This window comes from Limosilactobacillus gastricus DSM 16045, from assembly GCF_001434365.1.
Lineage (GTDB): Bacteria > Bacillota > Bacilli > Lactobacillales > Lactobacillaceae > Limosilactobacillus > Limosilactobacillus gastricus.
In genome coordinates this window covers 19,124-33,312 of sequence record NZ_AZFN01000017.1, presented here as the reverse complement: position 1 = coordinate 33,312, position 14,189 = coordinate 19,124, and the positions used below count along the sequence as shown (strand labels likewise).

The 14,189-nt window shown below is 40.4% G+C and carries 16 protein-coding genes, 2 pseudogenes and 1 other annotated feature (1 of these 19 cut by a window edge); of the genes and pseudogenes, 9 read left to right on the top strand and 9 right to left on the bottom strand.

Translation table 11 applies throughout. The features are described 5' to 3' along the window. The 5 genes from argF to argC are packed head-to-tail and all read right to left on the bottom strand — an operon-like array spanning position 1 to position 5,182. Complete coding sequence (gene argF, locus FC60_RS06580; protein ID WP_056937640.1) at positions 1–1,020, bottom strand: ornithine carbamoyltransferase; 1,020 nt, start codon at positions 1,018–1,020, stop codon at positions 1–3. Between the two features lie 21 nt (positions 1,021–1,041). After that, a complete protein-coding gene (locus FC60_RS06575; RefSeq protein ID WP_056937657.1) occupies positions 1,042–2,181 on the bottom strand; it encodes an acetylornithine transaminase in 1,140 nt (379 codons plus the stop codon). 18 nt (positions 2,182–2,199) lie between these two features. Next, positions 2,200–2,931, bottom strand: a complete 732-nt coding sequence (gene argB, locus FC60_RS06570; RefSeq protein WP_056937639.1) for an acetylglutamate kinase — start codon at positions 2,929–2,931, stop codon at positions 2,200–2,202. Positions 2,932–2,945: 14 nt separating this feature from the next. After that, a complete protein-coding gene (gene argJ / locus FC60_RS06565; RefSeq protein WP_056937638.1) occupies positions 2,946–4,130 on the bottom strand; it encodes a bifunctional glutamate N-acetyltransferase/amino-acid acetyltransferase ArgJ in 1,185 nt (394 codons plus the stop codon). 17 nt (positions 4,131–4,147) lie between these two features. Then, positions 4,148–5,182 (bottom strand): N-acetyl-gamma-glutamyl-phosphate reductase, encoded by a 1,035-nt coding sequence (gene argC, locus FC60_RS06560; protein ID WP_056937637.1) that lies wholly within the window; start codon positions 5,180–5,182, stop codon positions 4,148–4,150. Positions 5,183–5,482: 300 nt separating this feature from the next. Here argC and FC60_RS06555 point away from each other — a divergent pair, with 300 nt between their 5' ends. The 6 genes and pseudogenes from FC60_RS06555 (at position 5,483) to FC60_RS09680 (ending at position 8,563) form a co-directional block, all read left to right on the top strand. Beyond that, entirely contained in the window at positions 5,483–6,256 is a 774-nt protein-coding gene (locus FC60_RS06555; RefSeq protein ID WP_153672868.1) for an SDR family NAD(P)-dependent oxidoreductase, read from the top strand. 48 nt (positions 6,257–6,304) lie between these two features. Next, a pseudogene (locus FC60_RS09690) lies at positions 6,305–6,516 on the top strand (DNA-3-methyladenine glycosylase I); the annotation flags it as partial. A gap of 57 nt (positions 6,517–6,573) precedes the next feature. Further along, positions 6,574–6,936 carry a DNA-3-methyladenine glycosylase I gene (locus tag FC60_RS09685; RefSeq protein ID WP_056937634.1) on the top strand — a complete coding sequence of 121 codons (363 nt, stop codon included), beginning with the start codon at positions 6,574–6,576 and terminating at the stop codon, positions 6,934–6,936. Between the two features lie 143 nt (positions 6,937–7,079). After that, positions 7,080–7,946 (top strand): aldo/keto reductase, encoded by an 867-nt coding sequence (locus tag FC60_RS06540; RefSeq protein WP_056937633.1) that lies wholly within the window; start codon positions 7,080–7,082, stop codon positions 7,944–7,946. Positions 7,947–7,988: 42 nt separating this feature from the next. Continuing rightward, positions 7,989–8,450 carry a TetR/AcrR family transcriptional regulator gene (locus FC60_RS06535; RefSeq protein WP_235806096.1) on the top strand — a complete coding sequence of 154 codons (462 nt, stop codon included), beginning with the start codon at positions 7,989–7,991 and terminating at the stop codon, positions 8,448–8,450. After that, entirely contained in the window at positions 8,423–8,563 is a 141-nt protein-coding gene (locus FC60_RS09680) for a hypothetical protein (protein WP_235806095.1), read from the top strand. Before FC60_RS06535 ends, FC60_RS09680 begins: the two co-directional genes overlap by 28 nt. Positions 8,564–8,628: 65 nt before the next feature. Here FC60_RS09680 and FC60_RS09320 read toward each other — a convergent pair. Continuing rightward, positions 8,629–8,760: pseudogene (locus FC60_RS09320) on the bottom strand (transposase); the annotation flags it as partial. Positions 8,761–8,846: 86 nt separating this feature from the next. Here FC60_RS09320 and FC60_RS06530 point away from each other — a divergent pair. Genes FC60_RS06530 through FC60_RS06520 form a run of 3 tightly spaced genes read left to right on the top strand, consistent with a single transcriptional unit; the run spans position 8,847 to position 11,126 of the window. Continuing rightward, on the top strand, positions 8,847–9,758 hold the full coding sequence (locus tag FC60_RS06530; protein WP_056937632.1) for an ABC transporter ATP-binding protein: 912 nt from the start codon (positions 8,847–8,849) through the stop codon (positions 9,756–9,758). 13 nt (positions 9,759–9,771) lie between these two features. After that, a complete protein-coding gene (locus FC60_RS06525) occupies positions 9,772–10,542 on the top strand; it encodes an ABC transporter permease (protein ID WP_056937631.1) in 771 nt (256 codons plus the stop codon). 38 nt (positions 10,543–10,580) lie between these two features. Next, the gene (locus tag FC60_RS06520; RefSeq protein ID WP_056937630.1) at positions 10,581–11,126 is read left to right on the top strand and encodes a hypothetical protein; all 546 of its coding nucleotides are present in this window, start codon (positions 10,581–10,583) and stop codon (positions 11,124–11,126) included. A gap of 225 nt (positions 11,127–11,351) precedes the next feature. Here the strand turns inward: FC60_RS06520 and FC60_RS06515 are convergent, their stop codons facing one another. The 3 genes from FC60_RS06515 to FC60_RS06505 form a co-directional block, all read right to left on the bottom strand. Continuing rightward, positions 11,352–12,341: a D-2-hydroxyacid dehydrogenase gene (locus tag FC60_RS06515; RefSeq protein WP_056937629.1), complete on the bottom strand. Its 990-nt coding sequence runs from the start codon at positions 12,339–12,341 to the stop codon at positions 11,352–11,354. Between the two features lie 19 nt (positions 12,342–12,360). Further along, positions 12,361–12,987 (bottom strand): NAD(P)H-hydrate epimerase, encoded by a 627-nt coding sequence (locus tag FC60_RS06510; protein ID WP_056937628.1) that lies wholly within the window; start codon positions 12,985–12,987, stop codon positions 12,361–12,363. A 138-nt stretch (positions 12,988–13,125) separates the two neighbouring features. Continuing rightward, positions 13,126–13,989: an aldo/keto reductase gene (locus tag FC60_RS06505; RefSeq protein ID WP_056937627.1), complete on the bottom strand. Its 864-nt coding sequence runs from the start codon at positions 13,987–13,989 to the stop codon at positions 13,126–13,128. 160 nt (positions 13,990–14,149) lie between these two features. Continuing rightward, positions 14,150–14,189: a binding site (T-box leader), on the top strand; it runs 217 nt beyond the window's last position.

Here is a 14,189-nt window from a genome sequence, read left to right as displayed (position 1 = left end):
TTAAAAAAATTCTTCTGGAATAAAAAGATCGCCTAATGTAGCAGCCATAATGGCTTTTATAGAATGCATCCGGTTTTCAGCTTCTTGGAAAACGTGCGAATGTTGACCTAAGAAGACTTCGTTAGTAATTTCTAATTCACTTACGCCAAATTCTTCAGCTAATTGTTTTCCAATTGTGGTTTCTTTATCGTGATAAGCGGGTAAACAATGCATTACGATGGTGCTGTCTTTACCAGTCGCATTCAATAAATCCTGATTGATCTGGTATGGAAGTAAAGCCTGGATTCGTTCAGCAGGATCAACGGTTTCGCCCATGGAAATCCAAATATCCGTGTACAAAGCATCGCTGTCCTTGACCGCCGTCAAAGGATCGTCCGTAATGGTGATTTGAGCGCCACTGGTTTGGGCAAGTGCTTGGGCCTGGCTGATTACTGTTGGTGCAGGTTGGAGATGTTGGGGAGCGCCGAGTTTGAAATTAACGCCCAAGATCGCACTTGTGACGAGGATGCTATTGGCCATGTTGTTGCGACCGTCGCCGACGTAAGTTAATGTTAAACCTTGTAAATGACCGTAAACCTCTTTTAAAGTCATGAAATCAGCGATCATTTGGGTCGGATGCCAATCATCCGTTAGTCCGTTCCAGACTGGGACGCCACTTTCTTGAGCTAAGGTTTCAACATCCTTTTGCTTGAATCCCCGAAATTCAATACCATCGTACATGCTCCCTAAAACTTTTGCGGTATCGGCCACCGATTCCTTATTACCTAGTTGAATGTCATTTTTACCTAAAAATTCGGGATTAGCTCCTAGGTCATTGGCCGCCACGGTAAAGGATGACCGGGTCCGCGTGGAAGTTTTCTCAAACAGGAGGGCAATGTTTTTCCCTTGTAAATATGGATGCGGGATGTGTTGTTGCTTTAAAGCTTTTAGGTGAATGGCAAAATCAATTAAATAGTTTAATTCTTTGGCGGAAAAATCTAGTTCTTTTAGAAAAGATTGCCCGTAAAAATGATTATTCATGAGTTACTCCTCCCGTAGAGATTAGTAGGTTTTTAAAACTTTAGCGATGGTTTCAATTCCTTTGCATAGTTGGCAACAAGGAGTAATTAGTGGTGGTAATAACCGCAAAGTATTATGTTTGGATGAGATAGCTAAGAGACCGGCGGCTTGTAACTTGGTGATGACCTCGTCAACCGGCACGGATGCTGTTAAGTGAATTCCAATCATCAATCCTTTTCCGGAAACGGATTCGACTGCATCTAGTCCAACCAATTGTTGATCAATTTCTTTCCAGATATGTTCACTTTTCTTTTTGACACATGCTAAAAAGTCGTCATCAATCGTTTCTAAGACCACTTTGGCGGCTGCCATTGCAATTGGGTTTCCAGCAAAAGTTGACCCGTGACTACCAGGGCCAAAGAATTCAGCGAGAGATTTTTTTCCAACCATGGCCCCAACTGGCAGTCCGTTAGCTAAACATTTAGCTAGCGTAAAGATGTCGGGATGCAGATCGTAATTTTGGAAAGCATATAATTCACCAGTCCGCCCCATCCCGGTTTGAACTTCATCGATAATCAATAAGACTCCTTCTTGATGACACTTGGCTTCCACGGACTTGAGCCAATCTGGGTCACCGACATTGATGCCACCTTCTCCTTGAATCACCTCCAACATAACCGCCGCTAGATCACTAGTGATTAATTCTAAAGCAGCAGGGTCGTTGTAGCTGTCGTAAATAGCTCCAGGAAGCATAGCCCCAAAGCCTTCTTTGATGGGGGCATTCCCAGTAACTGACAAGGAACCATAACTCCGCCCGTGGAAAGAATCATTAAAGGTTAAGATGTTTTGCTTGCCCGTGGCTTTCCGAGCAAGCTTCAAAGCGGCTTCGTTAGCTTCGGTCCCAGAATTACAAAAACTTACCAGCATATCTTCATCTTTAACGATTAAATGAGCAACATCGTCTTGAAGCTGACTTTCGTACAGGTTGGAAGTATGCCAAACCTTTTGAACTTGGTCGATCACGGCTTTGTTTAAGGCTTCGTTATTGTAACCAAGTCCACAAACGCCAATACCACTTGCGAAATCTTGATATTGCTTGCCTTGATTATCAGTTAAAGTAAAGTCTTTTCCGGACACAATTTCAAATGGGAACCGAGCATAAGTTGGGAAAACGTATTGCATTGTCATGAGAGGGCCTCCTTAATTAATGGCAGTGCCAGGGTGACAGAGTTGATTAGTAATAAAAACTTGGTTGACTCCGGCGGTTTTAGCTTTAAATGCAGCTTTGATTTTAGGAACCATCCCCGATCGGATGACGTGGGATGAAGCTAATTGGTCGGCTAAATGGTGATTGAGTTGGCTAATGAGATGACCCTCATACAAGACGCCGGCAACATCAGTCATTAAATACAATTTTTCAGCATGGATTAAGGTGGCAATCGTCGCGGCCGCCTCGTCAGCGTTAACGTTGAGCCAATTCCCTTGATCATCTAAGGCTAGGGGAGCGAGGACGGTAATTTGATTAGCTGGAGTTTGCAAGGCGGCTTGATTTACTTTGGTGATGGTGCCAACTGATCCGTAAGTTGCTTGATCAATTGCTTGCCCAGTTAGTAAATGATTCATGGCGGCATTTTTGCAGACGACCTTAAAACCATGTGCCGATAACTGTTGGGCCAATAGTGGTTGGGCTTGACCGAGCAAGACCATTTTAGCGATAGCTAAAGTTGTGGCATCAGTTACCCGAATTCCATTTTTCTTGACCACTGGCAAATGAAGCTGTTCACTCAAGGATGAAATCATCGGTCCGCCACCATGGATAATAATGATCGATCGGTTTTGCATTTGGAGTTGGTGTAAAAAAGTATAGAATTCTTGATCTAGATTAGGGATGGTGTTTCCGCCGATTTTAATGATGACTGGATGTGATTTCATAAGTTGCTCCTTTGTTAGCTCCGGTAAGAGGCGTTAATTTGGACGTATTGGTAAGTTAGATCGCACCCCCAGGCCTGACCAGTTGCCTGACCGTCGTGGAGATTGATATCAATGGTAATTTTATTTGCTTGTAAAGCCTGTTTTAAGGTGTCCTCGTCAAAGTTGAGTCCGAGGCTTTGCTGAACAACAGGGTGACCGTTTAAGGCGATGTCGATCGTTGCTGGATTAAAATCGGCATCGGTAATCCCGATTGTTGAAATGATTCGACCCCAGTTGGCATCTTCACCGAAGAGGGCGGCTTTTACTAAATTGGATCCGACGACGGCTTTAGCGATCTTTTGGGCATCTAATGGACTCGGGGCTTGACTAACGTTTGCTTCGACAAGCTTAGTGGCTCCTTCACCATCTTTAGCGATTTGTTGTGCCAGGTAAGTCATCACCTGGTGAAGAGCAGTTTTGAAGTTCTCATAGTCTTCGCTGCTATCTTGAATAGTCGGGGCTTTTGCTTGACCATTAGCCAGCACAACCACCATATCGTTGGTGGAAGTGTCACCGTCAACCGTAATTTGATTGAAAGTCAGGTCAACTTGTTCACTTAAAATAGTTTGCAATAAATCACCATCGATCGTTGCATCAGTGGTGATAAAGCCGAGCATGGTGGCCATTTTAGGGTGAATCATGCCGGACCCTTTACAAAAACCACTCATCGTACAAGTTTGACCAGCGATTTCAAATTCAAGACTAATGGTTTTGGGGTGGGTATCAGTCGTTAGGACTGCTTCGGTCACTTTAAAATTGCTGGTTTGGTCTAAGGTTTGAATACCTGCTTTGACTTTATCCATGGGCAGGAAGGCCCCGATTAATCCGGTTGATGCTACCCCTACTAAAGTTGGCTCAATTTCTAATTTTTGCGCCACCAAGTTTTGTTCTTCAAGGGCATCGGATCGTCCTTGTTGACCGGTACAAGAATTGGCAATGGCACTGTTCATGACAATTGCTTGGAGTTGATGACCGTGGTTAATGGCGTCTTTAGTTAAAGCAGTAGGGGCGGCACAAAATTTGTTAGTGGTATATGCACCAGCGGCACTCGCTGGGACTTCAGAAACAATCCAGCCGAAGTCTAACTTACTTTTTCTTAAACCGATGTGAATCCCGTCGCTCTTAAACCCAAGGGGCCATTTAAAATCAATCTCTTTCATATGTTTTTCCTCCGTAATTATGGAATGTCAGGAATTAAGTTAAATCCCATGGTTTCGTCAAAATTAAATAAGTGGTTCATATTTTGAATTGCTTGACCAGCAGCTCCCTTTACTAAGTTGTCAATGACTGATCCAACAAAGATAGTGTTGGTAGCTTCGTTATAACTGATACCGAGGTCACAGTAATTCGAGTGGCTAACGTTTTTAACGGATGGGAAACCATCTAGGTAAACGCGGGCCCAAGGGTGATCAGCATAGAAAGTTTGGTAGACCTCTTGAAGTTGGTCAGTGGAAGTTGGTTTGATGGCTTTAGCATAAATTGAAGCTAAAATTCCACGTGTCATTGGGACAAGAGTAGTCGTGAATTGTATGCTATTTACCTGGTCGTTCCACTGATGTAGTTGTTGACAAATCTCGGGAATATGTTGGTGCTGATTAACCTTATAGGGCAACATGTTTTCGTTTATGTAAGCATAGTGTGAGTTGGTTGTTAATTTTTTACCCGCGCCAGACAATCCAGATTTAGCATCGACAATGATCGAATCGGGTTCGATTAAATGGTTGATGACCAACGGTGCTAGGCCTAGTAGGGTGGCGGTAGCGTAACAACCAGGGTTAGCTACGTAATTAGAAGTTGGTTTACTTAAATCAGCTAAATTATAAGATGCTTTTCGTAAGGTTTCTTTTGCTACGGGTTCCTTGTGATACCATTTTTGGTATTGCAAGGGATCTTTTAATCGATAGTCGCCAGATAAGTCAATTACGGGGAAATTATCATTAATTAGAGGCTGAGCAACTTGACTGGTGACGCCTGCTGGAGTAGCGAAAAAAACAACATCGGAGCGTTCTTCAATGGTTTGACAATCATAAGGCAAGAGTGGGTCACTAATATTCAGATAGCTTGGGAGCCCGCTCGTTGATCGATGGTTTTCATTAGTCGCTGTGGCTGAGTGACCAAATAAAAGAATTTTTTCAACTTGAGGATGTTGGGATAAGAGATGATAAAGGACCATCCCACTGTATCCCGTGACTCCGACTAATGAAACTTTCATTCTATTCGCCTCCGATGAATAATAAGTGCATAAAAATAGGATAATGCAATATTAATGCATAATATGCAGTTTGTAAAGGGTGAAAGTTGAAAAATATACAATTTGTGTGATTTTAATCTCGGTGGCTAAAATTGCTAAACCATTTGTACTTCGGAAGCGGTTTATTGAGGTAAGCATCTTATGAAGATTAATGTATGCTGGTTGAATATTCATGGTTTTGGTGCATAAAATAAAATGTAAGCGGATTCATGAAGTTTGTTCTATAATGAAAGTATAGAAAATATCTTGGAGGTAATGATTATGACTGAATATTTTGATTTAAAAGGACAAGTGGCCTTAGTTACCGGATGTTCAGCTGGTTTAGGGGTTCAAATGGCTAAGGCCTTGGCTAGTCAAGGCGCTAATATTGTGGCCTTAGCACGGCGAAAAGAACGGGTCGAAGCGGTTGCTCAAGAGATTCATGATGAATTTGGTGTAGAAACCCTACCAGTTCAATGCGACATTACAGACACGGAGCGGGTTAATGCTGCGGTTGATGAAGTATTAGATCATTTTGGTCGGATTGATATTTTAGTTAACAATGCGGGGACCGGTGCAGTTGCTCCGGCTGAAGATATCACGGATGATCAATTTGAAAATGAAATGAATATTGATTTGTTCGGGACTTTCCGGGTAGCGCGTGCTGTTGCTAAAAAGGCAATGATCCCAGCTAAGTACGGTCGGGTTATCAATATTGCGTCGATGTATGGTTTAGTAGGGAACAAAGTAGCCGGGTCATCTCCTTATCATGCGGCAAAAGGGGGCGTGGTGAACTTAACTCGGGCGTTAGCGGCAGAATGGGGGAAATATAAAATTACGGTTAATGCGATTTGTCCCGGATATTTCTACACTGACTTAACTCGCGAGACGTTAGACAGTGATTTCTTCCAAGCTAATGCTAAAACGATGATTCCTGAAGAACGCTATGGTGAAAGTGGTGAACTTGACACTGCCGTAATCTTCTTAGCTTCGCCAAAGTCAACTTACGTAACGGGGGTTCCTTTGCCAGTTGACGGTGGTTATACTTGTATGTAAAAAAAGCGCCAGGTGGCGCTTTTTTAATCTAAAATTTTGAGGTTTGAAATGACAAAGCGATGTGATTGGGCGCAATCGACGCCGTTGATGCAAAATTATCACGACTACGAATGGGGCCGACCAGTACATAACGAACAAAAATTATTTGAAATTTTAACGCTAGAAATGTTTCAAGCCGGTTTAAGTTGGGCGATTGTTCTAAAAAAGCGGGAAACGATCTGGCAAGCTTTCCTGAATTTTGATTTTAGCCGCATGTCTCANTTCTAAAAAAGCGGGAAACGATCTGGCAAGCTTTCCTGAATTTTGATTTTAGCCGCATGTCTCAATTAGACGTCGATCTCTTGATGCAAAATTCAGGGATCATTCGTTATCGACGTAAGATCGAAGCGGTTTTACATAATGCATCTCAGATGCGAGCATTACAAGAAACCGGTGGATTAAACCAACTCGTATGGTCTTTAGTAGACAATCAAACGATTGATCATCAAATACATAGAATTGATCAAGTACCCACAAGCTCTCCCGTAGCTATTCAATTGAGTAACGATTTAAAATTAGCCGGTTTCAAATTTTTGGGTCCCACTACCGTCTACTCATTTATGCAAGCGGCTGGAGTAGTTAACGATCATTTAGTTGATTGTATTGTTCATGATCAAATTGGTGGGGTAAACAATAAGTAACTCAAACTTGAGAATAGTAACTTATTCGTCTTTTTAGCAACAAGTGCCCATTTTTTACTTTCGTTTCTAGTGATATTCTTTGAGTATAAAGTAACCATGGTTACTTAAATTTAATCAATTAAAGAATACGAGGAGAAAATAAAATGCAACAAACAATGGTAAAGTTAAATGATGGAAATCTGATTCCTCAGTTTGGGTTAGGCGTATACATGGTTCCCGCAGGAAGTGAAACGGAAACGGCTGTGTATGATGCTTTAAAAATGGGCATTCGGCATATTGATACGGCCCATGCTTATCAAAATGAGCGCTCAGTGGGACAAGCAATAAATCGCGCCATTAGTGAAGGAATCGTCAGTCGCGAGGATGTATGGGTGACCTCAAAACTTTGGCCTTCCGAGTATGGCGAAGGGAAGACAGCGGTAGCTATCGATAAGATGCTTGACCGCCTTAATGTTGGGCACATTGATTTGTTACTTTTGCATCAACAATTCGGCGATTATAAAGGGGCTTGGCAGGATATGGAAAAAGCGGTCCAAGCTGGTAAGGTTCACTCGATTGGGATTTCAAATTTTGAATCAAACAATTTGGAAGATTTAATGGCAGCAGCCACGATCAAACCGGCCGTTTTACAAGTTGAATGTCATCCTTATTGGCAACAAACGGAATTAAAAAACCGGATTGCTGATTATGGAACTGTGATTGAAAGTTGGTACCCACTTGGACACGGGGCGACTGATTTATTGAATGAACCAATTTTTACCCAGTTAGGGCAAAAGTACGGTAAATCAAATGCACAAATCGTCTTGCGTTGGCATATTCAAATTGGAAATATTGTCTTTCCTAAGACTACTAATCCACAACATATGAAGGATAATTTTGATATTTTCGATTTCTCTTTATCGGATGCGGAAATGGCTGAAATCGCCAAATTGGACGGGAAGAAGCGTTATTATAATGTTTCTCTAGATGAACAGATTAAAACTTTAGGTAATTGGGCACCGGAAGATTAAAATAAAGACAAAATAAATTTAGTCGTGCTACGAGGTCGATAGATGATTTTAACGGGGAATGAAGATCTTCGGGTTATCAAAACCATTGAAGCAATTAAAAAGAGCTTTAGTGAGCTAATTTGTGAGAAACCATATGGAAGGATCACGGTTAGGGAACTTTGTGAGCGGGCCCAGATTAACAAAAAGACTTTTTACAACTACTATGAAACTTTGGATGCCCTGGTTGTCGAAATGCAAGATGAGATGAGTGCTGGTTATCTTAAACAGATTGCAGGATTAGAGTTACCAAAGGATCTTGGTAAGGTTAATCGCATCTTTTTCGAGTATTCAATTGAGCAAGGGCCTGCTTATGAACGGATCACCCTTGACACAAGTTGGGAAAGGATTCGTAACCAAATGATTCAGACGGTCATGATCACAGTTGGCAAAAATCGGCGAGTTATCAACGTTTATCAAGTTTTGAAAAGACGCTACTATTGTCCTTTATTCGTGGGACCACGCTAGCCGCTTATCGAAAATGGGTAGAAGATGGTAAGCGGATGCCGATTGACGAGGTTTTAGCGATCCTCAACCGCCTCCAACTCGGTGGCGTGCAGGGATTTTTCCCGAAAGTATAGAAGAGGGGTCTCCGTCAACTGGTATTGATGGTCCTGTACACCACTCCTAATGCTGGGAGTGGTTTTTATTTATATGCAAATATACAATCAATACATTTGAATAAGTATTCAATGTTTGAGAAGCCATAACAGCCACGTTTAAGGGACTTTATCTTACGGTTAATACCTTCTAGTGGACCATTGGAGTATTCAAATTTAATCTTTTATGAGTGGTTTATACAAAATTACGTATTATGGTCGTATAATCCAACTATGGGGATATAAATAAAGGAGAAATAGTACTATGACCAGTATTCTATCTGTAAAACAATTAAACAAAAATTTCAAAAAAAGACAGGTTCTATTTGATGTAAGTTTTGACTGTAAAATGGGTCGAATTGTCGGACTTATTGGACCAAATGGTGTTGGAAAAACTACGATTATGAAATCTGTCCTTGGATTAATCAAAAGTAGTGGTTCAATTAAAATTGACGGTAAAGAAGTTAGTTTTAATAACGGACCAGTAGCTGGTACTGTTGGAGCTTTGATTGAGAATCCTGGTATCTACCCATATCTTTCGGGACTTGAACATTTAAAGATGTTCTCAAAAAAACGTAGTCAAGATGACATTAATCAATTGGTATCTGATTTAGGTATGTCAGGATATATCCGAAAAAGAGCTAGTAACTATTCACTAGGTATGAAACAGAAATTGGGTATAGCAATGGCATTGATTAACAATCCTAAACTTGTTATTTTAGATGAACCAATGAATGGCCTGGATCCACAAGCTACTAAAGAATTACGTAACTTAATCATAAGAAAAGCATCCGAAGGTATGACATTTCTTATTTCTAGTCACTTATTATCGGAACTTCAAAAGCTTGCAGATGATGTCATCCTAATTAATAAAGGAAAAATCATCAGAAATGACACTATGGAGAACCTCCTAGCTACCAATAAGCGTATTGCCATTCTCAAAACCAATGATGACAGCGCGGCACAAACAATTCTTTCTGAAGCTGGATTTGAATTTGATACTAAAGCTGTGTTTGAGTCTGGTATTGATAGGAAACCTCTTCGTATCCTTGTAGCAGATGATAAGCAAGTTGAATATGCAGTTACGCTACTTCAGAAAAATAATATTATTGTGTTAGATATCCATCACGAAGATAGCGACCTAGAGACAACTGTTTTAAATCTTATGGACTTTTAGAAGGAGATATCCAATGTTTACTTTAATCAGACAAGAATTATATAAGCTAATTAAAAAAACAAGTACCTGGATTTGCTTGTTACTCGTGCTCATTATTAATATTGGCCTTGCTATTGTGAGCCATGCTATGCCAGAGCATTTCTTACCTAAGGAACTGTTTGTTGCCGATTATGGAGCTAATACCTTTATCTCTTTAATTTTAATTAGTACAACCGCTTCAATTGTTGCCTCAGAATTTGAATATGGAACAATCAGAAATATTCTTTTTCAATCTTATTCTCGTCAACGGATACTGATTTCTAAGTGGATTACTATCCTTATCTACTCAGTCTCTATGTATATATTCTTTGCGATTGTTACCTTCCTTGATAAACTTGTTTTATTTTCAAATAAGTTCTCGTTGACAGATAAAGTCCAAGGAGGTCGACTATGGCAATATTGGTTACAAACTAATTGGGCTGATTTATTAACTACATGGCTGATACTTAGTGTCGTCTTTCTAATTGCAGCCTTGCTAAAAAAAGGAAGTACTGCAATTATTGTAGGAATCGTAGGTTATTTCGCAGTTGCATTAATTGGTCCATTTATGAATTTTGTTGTTAGCAAATGGCATTTTATGAAGTGGAATCCATTAAATTTCATGAATTATACTGACCAGATTGCAAACCATACAGTTTCACATACAACTCTATTATCCTTAAACGAAATGGTCTTAGGAAACATAGTTTATATCATTATTTTTCTTGCCATTGGACTGTTGATTTTTTCAAATAAGGAGGTATAACTACGAAATACAAAATTATAGGTGGAGTTATCTTCATTGTGCTGATTATCTTTTTCCTATTTTCCAATAATAAAAAGGAATCAAAACAATCCGCATCTATTACAATCTATAATTCCGTTATCAATCAATATAAGACCTATTTATCAAATCCTCCATCAAATTCATCTAAACATTTCCCAGGTCTTAGAGATTATGGGATTGGTAGCTTTAAGCGCGGATATTATGCATACTATGACATTAATTTAGACGGGACTCCTGAGCTTATTTTCTCCGCATTTCTAGGAAAAAATAAACCTACTAAATTTAGGGATTCAGTTAACGCTAGTGATCTTTATGCTATCTGGACGGTTAAAAATAATAAAGCCACTAATCTTGCAGATGGTAACCTATCTGGTCCTTGGTGGATTAGTAATAATAATTATTTGTGTCAATCTAAATCACAATCAAAATGGGTTCCTTACAAAATAAGGAATGGCAGGCTTCAAAGAGTAAATACTAAATATAGAACAATATTCGGTTCAAAAGTTAATTGGACTGATAAAAGATATGCTAAATCACAAGTAACCTGGTACAAATTGAATTAAAGTAAAAATGGCAATGTCGGTAAGTTGTCAAGGGCGATGTTAATTCGTTGCTAACTTTCCAAAAAATTTTCAACTAAAACCAACAAAATGCATTAACTACTTGTGTTAATGCATTTTTTCATAGTAAGCGCTTCTCGTAATATGTAATTGTACAAAAAAATCTGGTATTGATGTAAATCAATCCCAGAAATTCTAGACTCGAATCTTTAAAATAGTGACAAAAGCCTAATTGACGGCGTGGTTGGTCCGTTGTCCTTGCGCCAGTTTAACGGTGTCATCTAAGGAGATTTGAACCAAATTTTGGACCGCTGTTTGGGTTAAGAAGGCTACGTGGGGAGTGATGATGACGTTAGGCATAGCTCGAAGGATCTTATAATCCTCAGGGATTTGGTCTGGACTGACTTGATGGCCAAAGAGATTTTGTTCATTAGCTAAAGTGTCTAAACCTGCTCCGGCAATCTCGTGATCTTGTAAAGCCTTAATTAAGGCTTGGGTATCAACCAACCCACCACGGGCAACGTTGATTAAAATGGCGGTAGGTTTCATTACCCGTAGTTCAGCCGCGCCAATCATATTCTTTGTCTGGGGTGTTAGGGGCGTGTGGAGGGTGATAATATCTGCTTGACGAAGGATAGTATCACGATCTACAAACTCAACAAACGGTTCTAATTCAGGATGGTAGCGCGGATCGTAGGCTAGTACTCGTGCACCTAGAGCTTTGTAAATTTGCGCGGTAGCGGTACCGATACGGCCAGTGCCGATCAGGCCAACGGTACATCGGTAAATTTCATTGGAAATCAAGTTTCCACTCCAGGTAAAGTCGTGATTTTGGTCCATTTGTTCATGAAAACGGCCAATATTACGGAGCAGATACATGGCTTGGGTGAGCCCCATTTCAGCAATCGCCCGTGGTGAATAGCTAGGGATATTTGTAATCGTAATCCCATGTTGCTTGGCAACAGCTAGATCAAAGTTATCAAAGCCGGCGGTACGGGTGCTGATGTGATTAATCCCGTAATTAGCTAGTATTGGATAGATGTCATTGTCAATTTGAATAGTTTGTTGAACTGACAGGCCATCGTAACCTTCAGCCAGGTGGACAGTTTCCATGGTGAGGGGTTCTTCGACCATGGTTAGCTTCTGATGGTGAGCTTGGGCCCAGATTTGGGCATAAGGCCGTTCATGTTGATGGGTGTCATACATAATGATTTTCATAGTTATTACCTTCTTTGTGTTAATAGATGCCGATATCGTCGGCAATAACAACTTCGCCTGCTAATTGCTGACCGCTTGCCGTGGTTAGGCCTTGCTTATTAAAAGCCATGGTAACTGTCATATTAGCTTGAACAGCGGCGCCCATGATTTCACCGGTATCCGTATTCATCCCCGAAGGAACATCAACGGCCAGGACCGGGGCGGTAGCTTGATTAATAGCATTAATTACCGTTAAATAATTGCCGGTGATAGGTCGATCTAAGCCCACGCCAAAAATAGCATCAATAATCAAACTAGCCTGGTCTAAAATCTTTAAATCCCGGGTTTGTGGAATTTGATAATACTGACAAATGTGATCTTGGGATTGGTGCTGTTGACTAGCGTGATCAGGATTGCCAACATTTAGGATTTTAATTGGAACTTTTTGAAGGTGTAATAAACGGGCTAGCGCCAAGCCATCACCACCATTATTACCACTGCCAGCCACCACGACAACCTGGGATAATTGGTGAGTAAATTGATCTTGAATAATATCCCGCAGCGTAAGTGCCGCTCGCTCCATCAAAACCATCCCCGGAATCCCGATGGTATTAATCGTAAATTGATCTGCCATTTGCATTTCTTGAGCAGTAACCGTCTTTGTCATTACGATCATCTCCAATTTGATTAATTTCCTTTATTATAAAACAAAGAGGCTGGTAAGAAACAACTTAGGTTTCTTACCAGCCTAATTTTTCTTGGAGCACACTTATAATTGTTGCCTTTTTTCCAGCTTATTTAAAGCTTAATCATTGGCGTGCACGTCAAAGGCATTCAATAACCATTCACCAACGCCAGGGACATCAGGATCATGACTTCCCTTGCCTTTATCGAGGGCTTTAATCGCATCCATTTCAACATTACTTAAGGCAAAGTCGAAGATATCAATATTAGATTTAATTCGTTCATCGTGGGTTGACTTAGGAAAGACAATGATCCCTAATTGGTGTTCAAACCGTAAAATGACTTGACCGACATTTTTATGATGGCGTTCAGCAATTTCTTGGAGTACGGGTTCTTGGAAGAGATCAGCGTTACCTTGACCAAGTGGAGCCCAGGCTTCGATGGCAACTCCATCTTCTAGCATCGTTTGCCGTAATTCTTCTTGTTGGAAGTAAGGGTTAAATTCAACTTGGTTTACTACTGGTTTCGTCTTAAAGTTAGGGACGAACTTTTGGTAGATCTTAGGTGTCATGTTGGATACCCCAATGGACTTGATCTTCCCAGCGGATTGGGCCTCTTCTAATGCCTGCCAAGCTTGTTCAACTTCGCCATAAGGTTGGTGTAAAAGCATCAAATCAACATAATCAAGACCGAGCTTGGTTAAAGAAGCATCGATACCTTTCTTGGCATCTTCATAGGCATAATCTTGAAGCCATAACTTGGTAGTAACCCAAATTTCTTCTCGAGGGATACCGCTTTCTTGAATAGCTGCACCAACTTCGGCTTCGTTAAAATAAGCTGTTGCGGTATCAATATGCCGGTAGCCGAGTTCTAAAGCTTTAGCGACTGCCGCTTTAGTAGAACCATCAGCTGGAATTTGGAAAACCCCAAAGCCGAAAGAAGGAATTTGATTACCGTCACGTAAAGTAAAAGTAGGAAATGTCATCGTTAAAATCTCCTTTGTTATTTTTTAGTTAGTTTAACCTGATTGAATGAAGAAAGATATTAATTTGTTCGAATGCTATTATGCGTTTTCTGCATAGTAAAAAATAATTGCCGAGACGCTTGCGAAAATTGTTCAGATTATATAAAATAAGTTTAAATATTAAATCTAAATGAGAAAGACGAGTAGACTTTCATTATTTA

Bases quoted from the DNA above. Each gene is read 5' to 3' on its own strand.
- FC60_RS06510 (WP_056937628.1), bottom strand. From the start codon at position 12,987: ATGACAAAGACGGTTACTGCTCAAGAAATGCAAATGGCAGATCAATTT.
- FC60_RS06535 (WP_235806096.1), top strand. From the start codon at position 7,989: ATGATTTTAACGGGGAATGAAGATCTTCGGGTTATCAAAACCATTGAA.
- argJ (WP_056937638.1), bottom strand. From the start codon at position 4,130: ATGAAAGAGATTGATTTTAAATGGCCCCTTGGGTTTAAGAGCGACGGG.
- FC60_RS06525 (WP_056937631.1), top strand. From the start codon at position 9,772: ATGTTTACTTTAATCAGACAAGAATTATATAAGCTAATTAAAAAAACA.
- FC60_RS06540 (WP_056937633.1), top strand. From the start codon at position 7,080: ATGCAACAAACAATGGTAAAGTTAAATGATGGAAATCTGATTCCTCAG.
- FC60_RS06575 (WP_056937657.1), bottom strand. From the start codon at position 2,181: ATGCAATACGTTTTCCCAACTTATGCTCGGTTCCCATTTGAAATTGTG.
- FC60_RS06505 (WP_056937627.1), bottom strand. From the start codon at position 13,989: ATGACATTTCCTACTTTTACTTTACGTGACGGTAATCAAATTCCTTCT.
- FC60_RS06530 (WP_056937632.1), top strand. From the start codon at position 8,847: ATGACCAGTATTCTATCTGTAAAACAATTAAACAAAAATTTCAAAAAA.
- argC (WP_056937637.1), bottom strand. From the start codon at position 5,182: ATGAAAGTTTCATTAGTCGGAGTCACGGGATACAGTGGGATGGTCCTT.
- argB (WP_056937639.1), bottom strand. From the start codon at position 2,931: ATGAAATCACATCCAGTCATCATTAAAATCGGCGGAAACACCATCCCT.
- FC60_RS06515 (WP_056937629.1), bottom strand. From the start codon at position 12,341: ATGAAAATCATTATGTATGACACCCATCAACATGAACGGCCTTATGCC.
- FC60_RS09685 (WP_056937634.1), top strand. From the start codon at position 6,574: ATGTCTCAATTAGACGTCGATCTCTTGATGCAAAATTCAGGGATCATT.
- FC60_RS06555 (WP_153672868.1), top strand. From the start codon at position 5,483: ATGACTGAATATTTTGATTTAAAAGGACAAGTGGCCTTAGTTACCGGA.
- argF (WP_056937640.1), bottom strand. From the start codon at position 1,020: ATGAATAATCATTTTTACGGGCAATCTTTTCTAAAAGAACTAGATTTT.